We start from the raw sequence: 13538 nt of genomic DNA on the forward strand, positions 1-13538 counted from the left end.
CGGTCCTCGAACTGTCAATTTTCGCCGAGCGAGAGCTCGGCCACGAAATCGTATGCATCGCCGCGATAGAGCGAGCGGGTGAGTTCCACCACGCGGCCGGACGCGAGATAGGAAACGCGCTCGATCGAAAGCCCCGCTGCCTCGACCGGCACTTCCAGAAGCCCGGCATCGATCTTCTTCATGTTGGTCGCCGAAATCCGCTGGATGGCACGCACCGGCCGCGCATCTTTCTTTTCCAGTTCGGCATAGAGCGAACCGGAAAGCGAGGCCGGATCGGGCAGGAATTCGGCGGAAATGCTGGCCCGTTCGATCGCAAGCGGCATGTCGTTGCCGAAGCGCAGGCGGCCGATCCGCGCCACCATCGTGCCGGGCGCCAGGCCCAGCATCATCATCTCTTCCGGCGAGGGTGGAACAGCCCGCGTTCCAGCCATTCCGAGCGAGAAACGAGCCCGCGTCGCGCCATATCCTCGGTGAACGAGGTGAGCTTGGTGAGCGGCTGCTCGACCCGCGACAGCGGCTTGACCACGAATGTGCCGGACCCGTGCCGGCGGGTAAGAAGCCCGTCACGCACGAGATCGTCGACCGCCTTGCGCACGGTGACGCGGCTGACATTGGCATAGTCCGCGAGGTCGCGCTCGGCCGGCAGCGCATCGCCATGGCCAAGCTTACCGGTGCGGATCGCATCTTCCAGGCTCTGCCGGAGCTTGAGATAAAGCGGGCCGGAGCCCGCCGATTGCAGGCCGTCGAGCGGCAGGATGGCGGTCAGCGTCTCGCTCATGCGCTGGCCTCCACCTTTGTCGCATAGGCTTTCACCGCCAGTTCCACCGCGCCGGTCAGCGCATCGGCACGCGGTGCGGATAGCCGTGTCCTGTGCCGCTCCGCCAGATAGGGCGGATAAAGATTTGCCAGCCCGCCGAGCAGGCAGAGCTTGCCCTTGGCTCCGGTAACGGCATTCACCGCGTCGAGCGCTTCATCGATGCCGGCTGCTCCGATGCCCAGAATGCGCAATGCCGTCGCGTCGTCGCGGGCAGAAAATTCGAAGACTTTTGGCGTGTAGCGGCCGAATTCGCCGGGTTTCGCCAGCCGGGCGAAATCGACGATCAGCTCGGGATTGCCGTCGAACTCGGCGAGAATTGCCTCGCAGAGCGGCGTCATTGGACGAGATCCGGTCGAAGGCGAGCAGGGTCTCCTGCAGCGCGAGCTGACCGAGCCTCGCGCCGCTTCCGAGATCGCTGACCTGGAAACCCCAGCCTGCTATGGACCTGAATTCGCGCTTCTCGCGGATGATATAGACGGTGCCGGTGCCGACGATGCCGATCGCGCCGTCCTCGTCGCCGATCGCGCCCTGCAGCGCGATCACACCGTCGGAGACGATCTCGGATGTCTTGAAGGGCAGGCGGGCTCTCACATAGCCGACCGCATCGCCGACATTGTTGCCGGCAAGCCCGAGAATGGCCGATGTCGCGCCGAGATCGGGCGCGATACCCGCATCCTCGAAAGCCAGCTCTGCCGCCTCGACAATATGCTTGAGGGCGGTATCGGGATCGGTCAGGATATTGGAGGCTCCGCTCTTACCGCGGCCGAGCACGCCGCCGTTCGCGTCGGCCAGTGCCGCCCGGCAACTCGTCCCGCCGCCATCTATGCCGATAACATAACCCGTCATGGATACCTCCACGAAGATGATACCAAAAAATACCATTTACCAAGCGCGAAATGTGAAGGCCGGAAATTTCGGCCGTAATCGCTTATTTTAATTGATTTTTCGCGTTGAACCGAGCTCTCGTCAATTTAAGCGGGTAACAATTCTTAATTTGTCGCTGGACAATTGGTATTTTTTGGCATCATTTTGGAGTGAGGGAGAAACGGATGAGCCAAAAAGCCACCGAAGCCAGGCATGGGAAAGCGGAAGGGCTCGATACGCGGGCGCCTGCCGATATCCTTGCGCTTCTGGCCTCGGGCCAGCAGGAGGCGGCGAACGCCGTCGATGCGGCCATTCCGGCACTCGCCGATGCCGCTCTACTCGTGGCGGACGCCCTGCGCAATGGTCGCAAGCTCGTCTATGCCGCTGCCGGCAGTTCCGGCCTGATGGCCATGGCCGACGCGCTCGAACTTCCCGGCACCTACGGCATTGCCCGCGAGCAGATCGCGCTTCTGCTTGCCGGTGGCATATCGAACTTCGCCGATATGGAAGGCGCGCCGGAAGATGACGTTGCGCTCGCCGAGAAGGATGCCGGCGTGATTGCGGCAGGCGACTGTGTTCTCGCCGTTTCCGCCAGCGGCTCCACCCCTTACGTCCTGAAGATTGCAGAAATCGCGCGGGAGCGCGGCGCCAAGGTCGTGGCCATCGCCAACAACCCGGGTGCGCGCCTGTTCGTTGGAGCCGACGTTTCGATCCTCCTGCAGACGCCGCCGGAAGTCGTCGCGGGCTCGACGCGCATGGGTGCCGGCACGGCCCAGAAGCTCGCCTTCAACATGCTGTCGACGCTCGCCGCCATCAGGCTCGGCCATGTGCATGATGGCCACATGGTCAATCTGCGCGCCGACAACGAAAAACTGCGCGTCCGCGCCGCCGGCATGGTCGCGGAGATCGCCGGCATCGGCTTCGACGACGCGCGTGAATGGCTGAAGACGGCCGGCGGATCGGTGAAGATCGCCGTCCTGCTTGCGAGCGGCGCCCAGGATGTTGATGCCGCAAGGGATTTGCTTATTCGTTCCGACCAGATGTTGAGGAAAGCACTGGCGGAACTGAAGATGACGGAAACGACCGTGAAACGCGCCGCAAAGCGCTAACCAATGAGGGAGAACGACATGACCCGTCTACTGAAAGGCATGCTTTTCGCCACGACCGTGCTCGCGTCCGCGGGTGCTGCGTCTGCGGCGGACGTCACGCTCAACATCGAGAGCTGGCGCAATGACGACTTGGCCATCTGGCAGGAAAAGCTGATCCCGGCCTTCGAAGCGAAGAACCCGGGCATCAAGCTTACCTTCTCGCCGACCGCGCCGACCGAATACAATGCGTCGCTGAACGCCAAGCTCGATGCGGGTTCCGCCGGTGACATCATCACCTGCCGTCCGTTCGACGCCTCGCTCGAACTGTTCAACAAGAAGCAGCTCGCCGACCTGACCGGCCTCTCCGGCATGGACAATTTCTCGCCCGTCGCCAAGGCCGCATGGTCGACCGACGACGGCAAGTCCACCTTCTGCGTGCCGATGGCATCGGTCATCCACGGCTTCATCTACAACAAGGACGCCTTCGACCAGCTGAAGATCGAAGTGCCGAAGACCACCGACGAGTTCTTCGCCGCACTGGAAAAGATCAAGGCCGACGGCAACTACATCCCGCTCGCCATGGGCACCAAGGATCTCTGGGAAGCCGCCACCATGGGTTACCAGAATATCGGCCCGAACTACTGGAAGGGCGAGGAAGGCCGCAAGGCACTGATCGAGGGCAAGCAGAAGCTGACCGACCCGGAATGGGTCAAGCCCTATGAAGAACTCGCCAAGTGGAAGCCTTATCTCGGCGACGGTTTCGAAGCCCAGACCTATGCCGACAGCCAGAACCTCTTCACGCTCGGCCGCGCTGCCATCTTCCCGGCCGGCTCCTGGGAAATCGGTCTCTTCAACACCCAGGCGCAGTTCAAGATGGGCGCCTTCCCGCCGCCGGTGCCGAAGGCCGGCGACACGGGCTACATTTCCGACCATCCGGATATCGGCGTCGGCCTAAACGCCAAGAGCAAGCATCCGGAAGAAGCCAAGAAGTTCCTGACCTGGGTTGCCTCGCCGGAATTTGCCGAAATCTATGCCAACGCGCTGCCGGGCTTCTTCAGCTTGAATTCGTCGCCGGTGAAGATGGCCGATCCTCTGGCCCAGGAATTCGTCTCCTGGCGCGAAAGCTTCAAGCCGACCGTCCGCTCGACCTATCAGATCCTGTCGCGCGGCACGCCGAACCTCGAAAACGAGACCTGGGTCGAGATCGGCCAACGTCATCAACGGCACGGATACTCCGGCCGTTGCTGCCGAAAAGCTGCAGAAGGGCCTCGACAGCTGGTACAAGCCGGGCAAGTAAGCCTCCGATAGGACGCTGCCTTATGGCGGAGAGTGGCTTGTCGCTCTCCGCCTCTCCCCGCGCATCGGGCGAGGGCGCGCGCCCAGGCTGCGTCACTTATCAGAGCAATGCTTGCGGCATAGCGTTTCTGCCTCGTCGCCGATCACAGGCTTGAGTTTCAAGTCGGCCAAGGCATATGCCGCAAGTCTCCTTTGCCCCGCTTGTGGGGGGCGGAGGACGGGGACGGGGCAAGCGACCCATCCCCGGCTGGTGCTCGGCAGGGCGGATAAGGGGCGACCCTTGCCCAACGATCGAAATTCATCAAAAGCTGCTCAGACAGCCAATAACAAGACGACGGGAACCAATGAGCGAAGCCGACACCCCACTCGAAGCGGCCACGATCAGGCGGCCATTCCGCTGGCATATCGTCGTCTTCCTGGCGCCGGCCTTCCTCGTCTATACGGCGATTATGATCCTGCCGCTGATCGAGACGCTACGGCTGTCCTTCTACAACAATGTCGACGGTGCCCCGGCCTTTGTCGGCCTGGCCAATTACCAGGTTCTTTTCGGCGATGCCCGCTGGGCGCGCGACTTCTGGAATGCGCTGACCAACAATCTGATCTTCTTCGCCATCCATATGTGCGTGCAGAACCCGATCGGCATTGCGCTCGCCGCCCTCCTGTCGATCCCGAAACTGCGCTTCGCAGCCTTCTACCGCACGGCGATCTTCCTGCCGACGCTTCTGTCCTTCGTCATCGTCGGCTTCATCTGGAAGCTGATCCTGTCGCCGATCTGGGGCGTCGCGCCCTGGCTGATGAGCCTCGCCGGTGCCAAGTGGATGTTCGCTCCCTGGCTCGGCCAGTCCGGTCCGGCGCTGATCGCGGTGTCGTTGATCTCCGTCTGGCAATATGTCGGCATCCCGATGATGCTGATCTACGCGGCGCTGCTATCCATCCCCGACGAGGTGATCGAGGCGGCCGAATGCGACGGCGTGACCGGCTGGAGCCAGTTCTGGAAAATCAAGCTGCCGCTCATCCTGCCGGCGATCGGCATCATCTCGATCCTCACCTTCGTCGGCAATTTCAATGCTTTCGACCTGGTCTACACCGTGCAGGGCGCGCTTGCCGGCCCCGACATGTCGACCGACATTTTGGGCACGCTTCTCTACCGCACCTTCTTCGGCTTCCAGCTGCAGCTCGATGACCGGTCCATGGGCGCGACGATCGCGGCGGTGATGTTCCTCATCATCCTGGCCGGCGTGTCCTTCTATCTCTTTGCCATCCAGCGGCGCATGCGCCGTTACCAGTTCTAAGGGAGAGCCAGATATGTCCAACAAGGCGCGCTCCTCCCCGATCCGCTCCAGCCTCGTGCATCTGGCACTGATCGCCTACACGCTGATCGCTCTCTTCCCGGTCTTCCTGACGATCATCAACTCGTTCAAGGACCGCAATTCGATCTTTCGCAACCCGATGCAGATACCGCTGCCATCGAGCTTCAGCCTGATCGGCTACCAGACCGTGCTCGGCCAGGCGGATTTCACCGGCTATTTCCAGAACAGCCTGATCGTAACCGTCGTTTCGATCGCGCTCGTGTTGCTCTTCGGCGCCATGGCGGCCTTCGCGCTCTCCGAATACCGGTTTCGCGGCAACACGCTGGTCGGCCTCTACATGGCGATCGGCATCATGATCCCGATCCGGCTCGGCACGGTCGCGATCCTGCAGGGCATGGTCGCCTCCGGCCTCGTCAACACGCTGACGGCGTTGATCCTGGTCTATACGGCGCAGGGCATACCGCTCGCCATCTTCATCCTGTCGGAATTCATGCGCTCGGTCTCCGATGACCTGAAGAATGCCGGGCGCATCGATGGGCTGTCGGAATACGCGATCTTCTTCCGCCTCGTCCTGCCATTGGTCAGGCCCGCCATGGCGACGGTTGCCGTCTTCACCATGATCCCGATCTGGAACGACCTCTGGTTCCCGCTCATCCTGGCGCCGTCGGAGGCGACGAAGACGGTGACGCTCGGCAGCCAGATTTTCATCGGCCAGTTCGTCACCAACTGGAACGCGGTCCTGGCGGCCCTGTCGCTCGCCATCCTGCCGATCCTCGTCCTTTATGTCATCTTCTCGCGGCAGCTGATCCGCGGCATCACGTCTGGAGCAGTCAAGTGAGTGGAGAAAAGCCGATCCGTGTCCTCGTCGCAGGCCTCGGCAATATGGGCCGCAGCCATGCGCTCGCCTATCACAATGATCCTGGCTTCGAGATCGTCGGCCTCGTCAACCGCTCGACGCCGAAGCTCGATCCGGCGCTGTCGGGCTACGAGATCCATCCGGATTTCTTCGAGGCACTCGCCGAGCTCAAGCCGGATCTCTGCGCCATCTGCACCTATTCCGACAGCCATGCGGACTATGCCGTTGCCGCCTTCGAGGCCGGCTGCCATGTCTTCGTGGAAAAGCCGCTGGCAACCACGGTCGCCGATGCCGAACGCGTCGTGGCGGCCGCCAAGGCGGCGGGCAAGAAACTGGTGATCGGCTACATCCTGCGCCACCACCCGTCCTGGATCAAACTGATCGAGGAAGCGCGCAAGCTCGGCCCGCCCTTCGTCTTCCGCATGAACCTCAACCAGCAGTCTTCCGGCCCCACCTGGGACGTGCATAAGGCGCTGATGAACACGACACCGCCGATCGTCGATTGCGGTGTGCATTATGTCGATGTCATGTGCCAGATCACCGATGCGAAGCCGGTGGAAGTGCGCGGCATGGGCCTGCGCCTCTCCGACGAGATCGCACCGGACATGTATAATTACGGCCATCTGCAGGTGATCTTCGACGACAAGTCCGTCGGCTGGTACGAGGCCGGCTGGGGTCCGATGATCTCAGAAACCGCCTTCTTCGTGAAGGACGTCATGTCGCCGAAGGGCTCGGTCTCGATCGTCATGGATCCGAATGCCAAGTCCGACGATATCGACACGCATACGAAAACCTCGGTGATCCGCCTGCACAGCGCCGAGACCGGCCCGGACGGAAAGTTCATCCGACCGGACGAGGACATGACGATGGCGGGCGAGCCGGGTCATCAGGAACTCTGCGATCTGGAACAGGCCTATATGTTGAAGGCGATCCGCGAGGACATCGATCTTGCGCGGCACATGGATGACGCGGTGCAGTCTCTGCGCATCTGCCTCGCCGCAGATGAAAGCGCCCGCACGGGCAAGCCGATCTATCTATAAGGGGAATACGAGTTTGGGTTCGCTGCAACTGACATCCATCCGGTAGGCCTTCGGCGATCATGAAGTGCTGAAGGGCATCGATCTCGACGTCAAGGAAGGCGAATTCGTCATCTTCGTCGGCCCCTCCGGCTGTGGCAAGTCCACGCTTCTGAGGGTCATCGCCGGGCTTGAGGATGCGACTTCCGGTTCGATCCGCATCGACGGCAAGGAAGTGGCGACCGTGCCGCCGGCTAAGCGCGGCATCGCCATGGTCTTCCAGTCCTATGCGCTCTATCCGCACCTGACGGTGAAGGACAATATGGGGCTCGGCCTCAAACAGGCCGGCACGCCGAAGGCCGAGATCGAGGATCGCGTCTCCAAGGCATCGGCCATGCTGTCGCTCGAGCCCTATCTCGCCCGTCGCCCGGCTGAACTCTCCGGCGGTCAACGTCAGCGCGTGGCGATCGGTCGTGCCATCGTGCGCGAACCGAGCCTGTTTCTCTTCGATGAGCCCTTATCCAACCTCGATGCGGCGCTGCGCGTCCAGACGCGGCTCGAAATCGCCCGCCTGCATCGCCGGCTGAAGGCGACGATGATCTACGTCACGCACGACCAGGTCGAGGCGATGACGCTGGCCGACAAGATTGTCGTCTTAAGCGCCGGTGCGATCGAGCAGGTCGGCTCGCCGATGGAGCTTTACAACAAGCCTGCCAACATCTTCGTCGCAGGCTTCATCGGCTCACCGCAGATGAACTTCATCCCAGCGGAGCAGTTGGGAGAAACGGGCTGCAAGACGATCGGCATCCGGCCCGAGCATATCGCGCTCTCGCGCGAAAGCGGCGAATGGAAGGGCAAGGTCGTCCATGCCGAACATCTCGGCGCCGACACGATCCTCTATCTCGAAACGGAAACGGCCGGTCTCGTCACCGTCCGCCTGTTCGGCGAGCATCGCTACGGCCCCGATGACGTGGTCTTCGCCACGCCGGACAAGGCGAGCGTCCACCGCTTCGACGCAAACGACCAGGCAATCCGCTAGAGCTTCGGCGCGAAAATCGCTTTCGACATTGCGTAACACGAATCCCTACTGCCGCCGGTGATCGCACTGCTGGTCCGGCGCGTTCACCGCTTCGTGTGGAGCTGTCCGTCCCGATGCGCGAACCTAATCGCTTCATCTGCGTTATGCCTGCAGAGGAAGCATCATGGTTATAACAATCATACTGGTTTCGGCTGTCGCGCTCGTCGCAGCCACGCTCGCCACCATCATCCGTCAGAAGGCATTGGCCTATCAGGCCTACCGCTGCGACGAGGACGCGCTGGGTAAACTGCCGCTGCGTCCTGCAGCCCGTGCGAGGCAGGTGGCTTTACGACAGTCCACGCGTCTCAGAACTGCTGCGCTTGCTCGCCGCAAGGCCTCGCATGCATGTGGGCATCACGCATATTCGTGAAGCCACGGAAACAGTCTAATCCTGGAAAAGAAAGATTGGTGGAGCTAAGCGGGATCGAACCGCTGACCTCTTGCATGCCATGCAAGCGCTCTCCCAGCTGAGCTATAGCCCCATCAGGGTGGTCCGGTATTTCCGGTCCTGGGAAACTCCGAAGCGATGTTCGCGTCGGGGTGGCGGCTTATTACTTCCGGTTTTTTCGAAGTGCAAGCCGAAATTTCAAAGCCCGGCAATTTTTCTGAAATTGCCGGGCTTTAGCGTCAATTACTGTTCGTCGTCGTCGCCGCCGACGCCGATGATGCCCGACATGTCGTCATCATCGTCTTCTTCTTCCTCGAGGAAGGTATCGTCGTCATCGTCGCCCATGTCGACATCGTCGTCATCGCCCATGTCCGGGATGTCGTCGCCGCTGTTCTCGTTATCAGCGTCCTCGAGCGATACGACTTCGGCTTCCTGGCTCTCGCTGTCGACTTCCTTGACGTCGTCCTCGTCTTCCGCAGCCTGTTCCATCTTGGCGGCGGCGCTGTTCTCTTCAAAGAAGGACAGCGGCCAGGCCTTGCCGGTATAGGGGAAACGACCGGATCACGGTTCAGGTCGTAGAACTTCTTTCCGGTATCCGGGTCGGTACGCTTTGTTCCGAGTTCCGCTTTTGCCACTGTTAAGCCTCATGAGCCAGCCGATCGGATCGGCGCGCCGCGATTGCGGCGATGGATGAAAGGGTGAAAAATCTAAGCCGGTCCCCATAAGGCCAACAGCCCTTTATGTCAAAGCCAAACTTTCCTTGCTCTTCAAGGCAACAAGCGGATGACCACCCAATGGCTTTGTGCTAACCACGGCGCCACATTCGAGACAGCTCAGAAAGTAAGGACAGGCCATGTCGCATGGTACCGCGTTGAAGCCGGCGAAATCGACACGATCGGACGCATTGAACGGGACGATCAAGATCCCCGGTGACAAGTCGATCTCGCACCGATCCTTCATGTTCGGTGGCCTCGCCTCGGGCGAGACCCGCATTACCGGCCTGCTGGAAGGCGAAGACGTCATCAATACCGGCAAGGCGATGCGCGCCATGGGCGCGACGATCGAGAAGGTCGGCGCGGAATGGGTGATCCAGGGCACCGGCAACGGTGCGCTGCTTGCGCCCCAGGCTCCGCTCGATTTCGGCAATGCCGGCACCGGTTGCCGCCTGACCATGGGCCTTGTGGGCGTCTATGACTTCGACAGCACCTTCATCGGCGACGCTTCGCTCACTAAGCGCCCGATGGGCCGCGTCCTTAATCCGTTGCGCGAAATGGGTGTTCAGGTGACGTCGACCGAAGGCGATCGCCTGCCGGTCACGCTGCGTGGCCCGAAGACGCCGAACCCGATCACCTACCGCGTGCCCATGGCATCGGCTCAGGTCAAGTCGGCCGTGCTTCTCGCCGGCCTCAACACCCCTGGCGTCACGACCGTCATCGAACCGGTCATGACCCGCGACCATACCGAAAAGATGCTGCAGGGCTTCGGCGCCGACCTCTCCGTCGAAACCGATGCCGAAGGTGTCCGCACCATTCGTCTCGTCGGCCGTGGACAGTTGAAGGGCCAGGTCATCGACGTGCCCGGCGACCCGTCCTCGACGGCATTCCCGCTTGTGGCTGCTCTCCTCGTTCCGGGCTCGGACGTCACCATCCTCAACGTGCTGATGAACCCGACCCGCACCGGCCTGATCCTGACGCTGCAGGAAATGGGCGCCGATATTGAGATCATAAACCCGCGTCTGGCCGGCGGCGAGGATGTTGCAGACCTGCGCATCCGTGCATCCGAGCTGAGGGGGTAACGGTTCCGGCCGATCGTGCGCCCTCGATGATAGATGAATATCCGGTTCTCGCCGTTGCGGCTGCCTATGCCACCGGCACCACGACGATGCTCGGCCTGGAAGAGCTGCGGGTGAAGGAATCCGACCGTCTTTCGGCCGTCGCCGAAGGCCTTAAGCTCAACGGCGTCGATTGCGACGAAGGCAAGGAGACGCTCGTCGTGCGCGGCCGTCCGGGCGGCAAGGGCTATGGCAACGCGGCAGGCGCTGCGGTTGTTACCCATCTCGATCACCGCATCGCCATGAGCTTCCTCGTGCTGGGCCTTGTCTCCGAACATGCCGTGACGGTCGACGATGCGTCGATCATCGCAACGAGCTTCCCGGAATTCATGGATCTCATGACCGGCCTCGGCGCTAGGATCGACCTGGTCGAAGAGGCGGCCTGATGGGCTTCATCATCGCCATCGATGGACCGGCCGCGGCCGGCAAGGGAACCCTGTCTCGCCAGATTGCCGAGGAATATGGCTTCCACCACCTGGACACCGGCCTGACCTATCGCGCGACGGCCAAGGCGCTGCTGGATGCCGGCCTTGCCCTTGATGACGAGGCTGTCGCCGAGAAGATGGCGCGTGAAGTTGAACTGGCAGGGCTCGACCGCGATATCCTGTCCGCCCATGCGATCGGCGAGGCGGCGTCGAAGATCGCCGTGATGCCAAAGGTCAGACGCGCGCTCGTCGATGCCCAGCAGGCCTTTTCGACAAGGGAGCCGGGCACGGTTCTCGACGGCCGCGATATCGGTACCGTCGTGTGCCCGAATGCGCCGGTGAAGCTCTACGTCACGGCCTCGGCTGAAGTTCGCGCCAGACGCCGCCACGATGAGATCATCGGCAAGGGCGGCGAGGCAAGCTATGACGAGATTTTCGCCGACGTGAAGAAGCGCGATGCCCGCGACATGGGCCGCGCCGACAGCCCGTTGAAGCCGGCTGACGACGCGCACTTGCTTGATACGTCGGAAATGAGTATAGAGGCGGCGTTTCGGGCAGCGAAGTCGTTCATCGATGCCGCCCTGAAGAAGAATTGACGGACTGCCGGGAAGCCGGCCTTTCGTCCTCAGAGATCCCGCAGTTCAGTCCCAGCGCCGGATAGCCTCCCACGCACAGTCGTAGAGAGAGGCGGGCCTGGACTTCGGGCGTGTTTAACACGAACCACCGGCGCATGCGTGTCCTTGATAGGATACGATCAGGAGATTTCATGGCAGTAACTAACCCCACGCGCGAAGACTTTGCAGCTCTTCTCGAGGAATCCTTCGCGTCCAACGATCTGGCCGAAGGCTACGTTACCAAAGGTCTGGTAACGGCGATCGAAAAGGACATGGCAGTTGTCGACGTCGGCCTGAAGGTCGAAGGTCGCATCGCGCTTAAGGAATTCGGCGCCAAGGGCAAGGACGGTTCGCTGAAGGTCGGCGACGAAGTCGAAGTCTACGTTGAGCGCATCGAAAACGCTCTCGGCGAAGCCGTTCTGTCGCGCGAAAAGGCTCGTCGCGAAGAAAGCTGGGTCAAGCTCGAAGCCAAGTTCGAAGCTGGCGAGCGCGTTGAAGGCATCATCTTCAACCAGGTCAAGGGTGGCTTCACCGTCGATCTCGACGGCGCCGTTGCCTTCCTGCCGCGTTCGCAGGTCGACATCCGTCCGATCCGCGACGTCACCCCGCTCATGCATAACCCGCAGCCCTTCGAAATCCTCAAGATGGACAAGCGTCGCGGCAACATCGTTGTTTCGCGCCGTACGGTTCTCGAAGAGTCCCGTGCCGAGCAGCGTTCTGAAATCGTTCAGAACCTCGAAGAAGGCCAGGTTGTTGACGGCGTCGTCAAGAACATCACCGATTACGGTGCGTTCGTTGACCTCGGCGGCATCGACGGCCTGCTGCACGTCACCGACATGGCATGGCGCCGTGTGAACCATCCGTCGGAAATCCTGTCCATTGGCCAGTCGGTCAAGGTTCAGATCATCCGCATCAACCAGGAAACCCACCGCATCTCGCTCGGCATGAAGCAGCTCGAGTCGGATCCGTGGGATGGCATCGCGGCCAAGTACCCGATCGGCAAGAAGATCTCCGGTACCGTCACGAACATCACCGACTACGGTGCATTCGTAGAGCTGGAGCCGGGCATCGAAGGCCTGATCCACATCTCCGAAATGTCCTGGACCAAGAAGAACGTACATCCCGGCAAGATCCTGTCCACGAGCCAGGAAGTCGACGTTGTCGTTCTCGAAGTCGATCCGTCCAAGCGTCGTATCTCGCTCGGTCTCAAGCAGACCCTCGAGAACCCGTGGCAGGCATTCGCCTTCTCGCATCCGGCTGGCACTGAAGTCGAAGGCGAAGTCAAGAACAAGACCGAGTTCGGCCTGTTCATCGGCCTCGAAGGCGACGTTGACGGCATGGTTCACCTGTCCGATCTGGACTGGAACCGTCCGGGCGAACAGGTCATCGAAGAGTTCAACAAGGGCGACGTCGTCAAGGCAGTCGTTCTCGATGTTGACGTCGAGAAGGAGCGTATCTCGCTCGGCATCAAGCAGCTCGGCAAGGATGCCGTTGGTGATGCAGCCGCTTCCGGCGACCTGCGCAAGAACGCTGTCGTTTCGGCTGAAGTCATCGCCGTCAACGACGGTGGCATCGAAGTGAAGCTCGTCAACCACGAAGACCTCACCTCGTTCATCCGCCGCGCAGACCTCGCTCGCGATCGTGACGACCAGCGTCCGGAGCGTTTCTCGGTCGGTCAGACCCTCGACGCACGCGTTGTCAACTTCTCCAAGAAGGACCGCAAGGTCATGCTGTCGATCAAGGCTCTCGAGATCGCAGAAGAGAAGGAAGCCGTTGCTCAGTTCGGTTCGTCCGACAGTGGCGCATCGCTCGGCGACATTCTCGGCGCAGCTCTGAAGAACCGCGGCAACAACGAGTAATCGTCATTGCCCTGACATGAAGAAGCCGCCGGATCGAAAGGTCCGGCGGCTTTTTCATGTCCATTCTGGTGAGGGTCCCGCCGTTGCCGGCGCGGC

General features: G+C 61.5%; 10 protein-coding genes, 1 tRNA gene and 4 pseudogenes. 10 read left to right on the forward strand and 5 right to left on the reverse strand.

Annotated features, from left to right (window positions below; all coding sequences use genetic code 11):
* Window positions 1-14: 14 nt before the first annotated feature.
* The 3 genes and pseudogenes from N7E02_RS16015 to N7E02_RS16020 all read right to left on the reverse strand — a co-directional run bounded on the left by N7E02_RS16015 (window position 15) and on the right by N7E02_RS16020 (window position 1663).
* Window positions 15-778 (reverse strand): annotated as a pseudogene (locus N7E02_RS16015) (GntR family transcriptional regulator).
* Window positions 775-1008, reverse strand: coding sequence for a hypothetical protein (locus N7E02_RS30065; protein ID WP_374730702.1), 234 nt, complete (start codon window positions 1006-1008; stop codon window positions 775-777). Before N7E02_RS30065 ends, N7E02_RS16015 begins: the two are co-directional and overlap by 4 nt.
* Entirely contained in the window at window positions 971-1663 is a 693-nt protein-coding gene (locus N7E02_RS16020; protein ID WP_374730703.1) for a glucosamine kinase nucleotide-binding domain-containing protein, read from the reverse strand. Before N7E02_RS16020 ends, N7E02_RS30065 begins: the two co-directional genes overlap by 38 nt.
* 203 nt (window positions 1664-1866) lie before the next feature.
* Here N7E02_RS16020 and N7E02_RS16025 point away from each other — a divergent pair, with 203 nt between their 5' ends.
* The 7 genes and pseudogenes from N7E02_RS16025 to N7E02_RS16055 all read left to right on the forward strand — a co-directional run bounded on the left by N7E02_RS16025 (window position 1867) and on the right by N7E02_RS16055 (window position 8695).
* Window positions 1867-2790, forward strand: coding sequence for an N-acetylmuramic acid 6-phosphate etherase (locus N7E02_RS16025; RefSeq protein WP_286583167.1), 924 nt, complete (start codon window positions 1867-1869; stop codon window positions 2788-2790).
* 18 nt (window positions 2791-2808) lie between these two features.
* Window positions 2809-4066 (forward strand): annotated as a pseudogene (locus N7E02_RS16030) (ABC transporter substrate-binding protein).
* Between the two features lie 343 nt (window positions 4067-4409).
* Window positions 4410-5357 (forward strand): carbohydrate ABC transporter permease, encoded by a 948-nt coding sequence (locus N7E02_RS16035; protein ID WP_286583169.1) that lies wholly within the window; start codon window positions 4410-4412, stop codon window positions 5355-5357.
* 13 nt (window positions 5358-5370) lie between these two features.
* Window positions 5371-6213 carry a carbohydrate ABC transporter permease gene (locus N7E02_RS16040; RefSeq protein ID WP_286583171.1) on the forward strand — a complete coding sequence of 281 codons (843 nt, stop codon included), beginning with the start codon at window positions 5371-5373 and terminating at the stop codon, window positions 6211-6213.
* Complete coding sequence (locus N7E02_RS16045; RefSeq protein ID WP_286583173.1) at window positions 6210-7271, forward strand: Gfo/Idh/MocA family protein; 1062 nt, start codon at window positions 6210-6212, stop codon at window positions 7269-7271. The genes N7E02_RS16040 and N7E02_RS16045 overlap by 4 nt, the downstream gene beginning before the upstream one ends.
* A gap of 64 nt (window positions 7272-7335) precedes the next feature.
* Window positions 7336-8286: an ABC transporter ATP-binding protein gene (locus N7E02_RS16050; protein WP_286583174.1), complete on the forward strand. Its 951-nt coding sequence runs from the start codon at window positions 7336-7338 to the stop codon at window positions 8284-8286.
* 163 nt (window positions 8287-8449) lie between these two features.
* Window positions 8450-8695, forward strand: a complete 246-nt coding sequence (locus tag N7E02_RS16055; RefSeq protein WP_286583177.1) for a hypothetical protein — start codon at window positions 8450-8452, stop codon at window positions 8693-8695.
* Window positions 8696-8731: 36 nt separating this feature from the next.
* Here N7E02_RS16055 and N7E02_RS16060 read toward each other — a convergent pair.
* Together N7E02_RS16060 and N7E02_RS16065 are read right to left on the reverse strand one after the other, a co-directional pair.
* Window positions 8732-8807 (reverse strand) — tRNA-Ala (locus N7E02_RS16060).
* A 149-nt stretch (window positions 8808-8956) separates the two neighbouring features.
* Window positions 8957-9348: pseudogene (locus tag N7E02_RS16065) on the reverse strand (TIGR02300 family protein).
* 218 nt (window positions 9349-9566) lie between these two features.
* On the opposite strand from N7E02_RS16065, the pseudogene aroA reads away from it, so the two are divergent.
* The 3 genes and pseudogenes from aroA to rpsA all read left to right on the forward strand — a co-directional run bounded on the left by aroA (window position 9567) and on the right by rpsA (window position 13442).
* Window positions 9567-10930 (forward strand): annotated as a pseudogene (aroA, locus tag N7E02_RS16070) (3-phosphoshikimate 1-carboxyvinyltransferase).
* A complete protein-coding gene (cmk, locus tag N7E02_RS16075) occupies window positions 10930-11565 on the forward strand; it encodes a (d)CMP kinase (RefSeq protein ID WP_286583180.1) in 636 nt (211 codons plus the stop codon). The pseudogene aroA and the gene cmk overlap by 1 nt, the downstream one beginning before the upstream one ends.
* A gap of 170 nt (window positions 11566-11735) precedes the next feature.
* The gene (rpsA, locus tag N7E02_RS16080; protein ID WP_092995438.1) at window positions 11736-13442 is read left to right on the forward strand and encodes a 30S ribosomal protein S1; all 1707 of its coding nucleotides are present in this window, start codon (window positions 11736-11738) and stop codon (window positions 13440-13442) included.
* The last annotated feature ends 96 nt before the right edge of the window (window positions 13443-13538 follow it).

The organism is Terrirhizobium terrae (assembly GCF_030323265.1).
Classification (GTDB): Bacteria; Pseudomonadota; Alphaproteobacteria; order Rhizobiales; family Rhizobiaceae; genus Neorhizobium.

Bases quoted from the DNA above. Each gene is read 5' to 3' on its own strand.
- N7E02_RS16020 (WP_374730703.1), bottom strand. From the start codon at position 1,663: ATGACGGGTTATGTTATCGGCATAGATGGCGGCGGGACGAGTTGCCGG.
- N7E02_RS16025 (WP_286583167.1), top strand. From the start codon at position 1,867: ATGAGCCAAAAAGCCACCGAAGCCAGGCATGGGAAAGCGGAAGGGCTC.
- N7E02_RS16035 (WP_286583169.1), top strand. From the start codon at position 4,410: ATGAGCGAAGCCGACACCCCACTCGAAGCGGCCACGATCAGGCGGCCA.
- N7E02_RS16040 (WP_286583171.1), top strand. From the start codon at position 5,371: ATGTCCAACAAGGCGCGCTCCTCCCCGATCCGCTCCAGCCTCGTGCAT.
- N7E02_RS16055 (WP_286583177.1), top strand. From the start codon at position 8,450: ATGGTTATAACAATCATACTGGTTTCGGCTGTCGCGCTCGTCGCAGCC.
- cmk (WP_286583180.1), top strand. From the start codon at position 10,930: ATGGGCTTCATCATCGCCATCGATGGACCGGCCGCGGCCGGCAAGGGA.
- rpsA (WP_092995438.1), top strand. From the start codon at position 11,736: ATGGCAGTAACTAACCCCACGCGCGAAGACTTTGCAGCTCTTCTCGAG.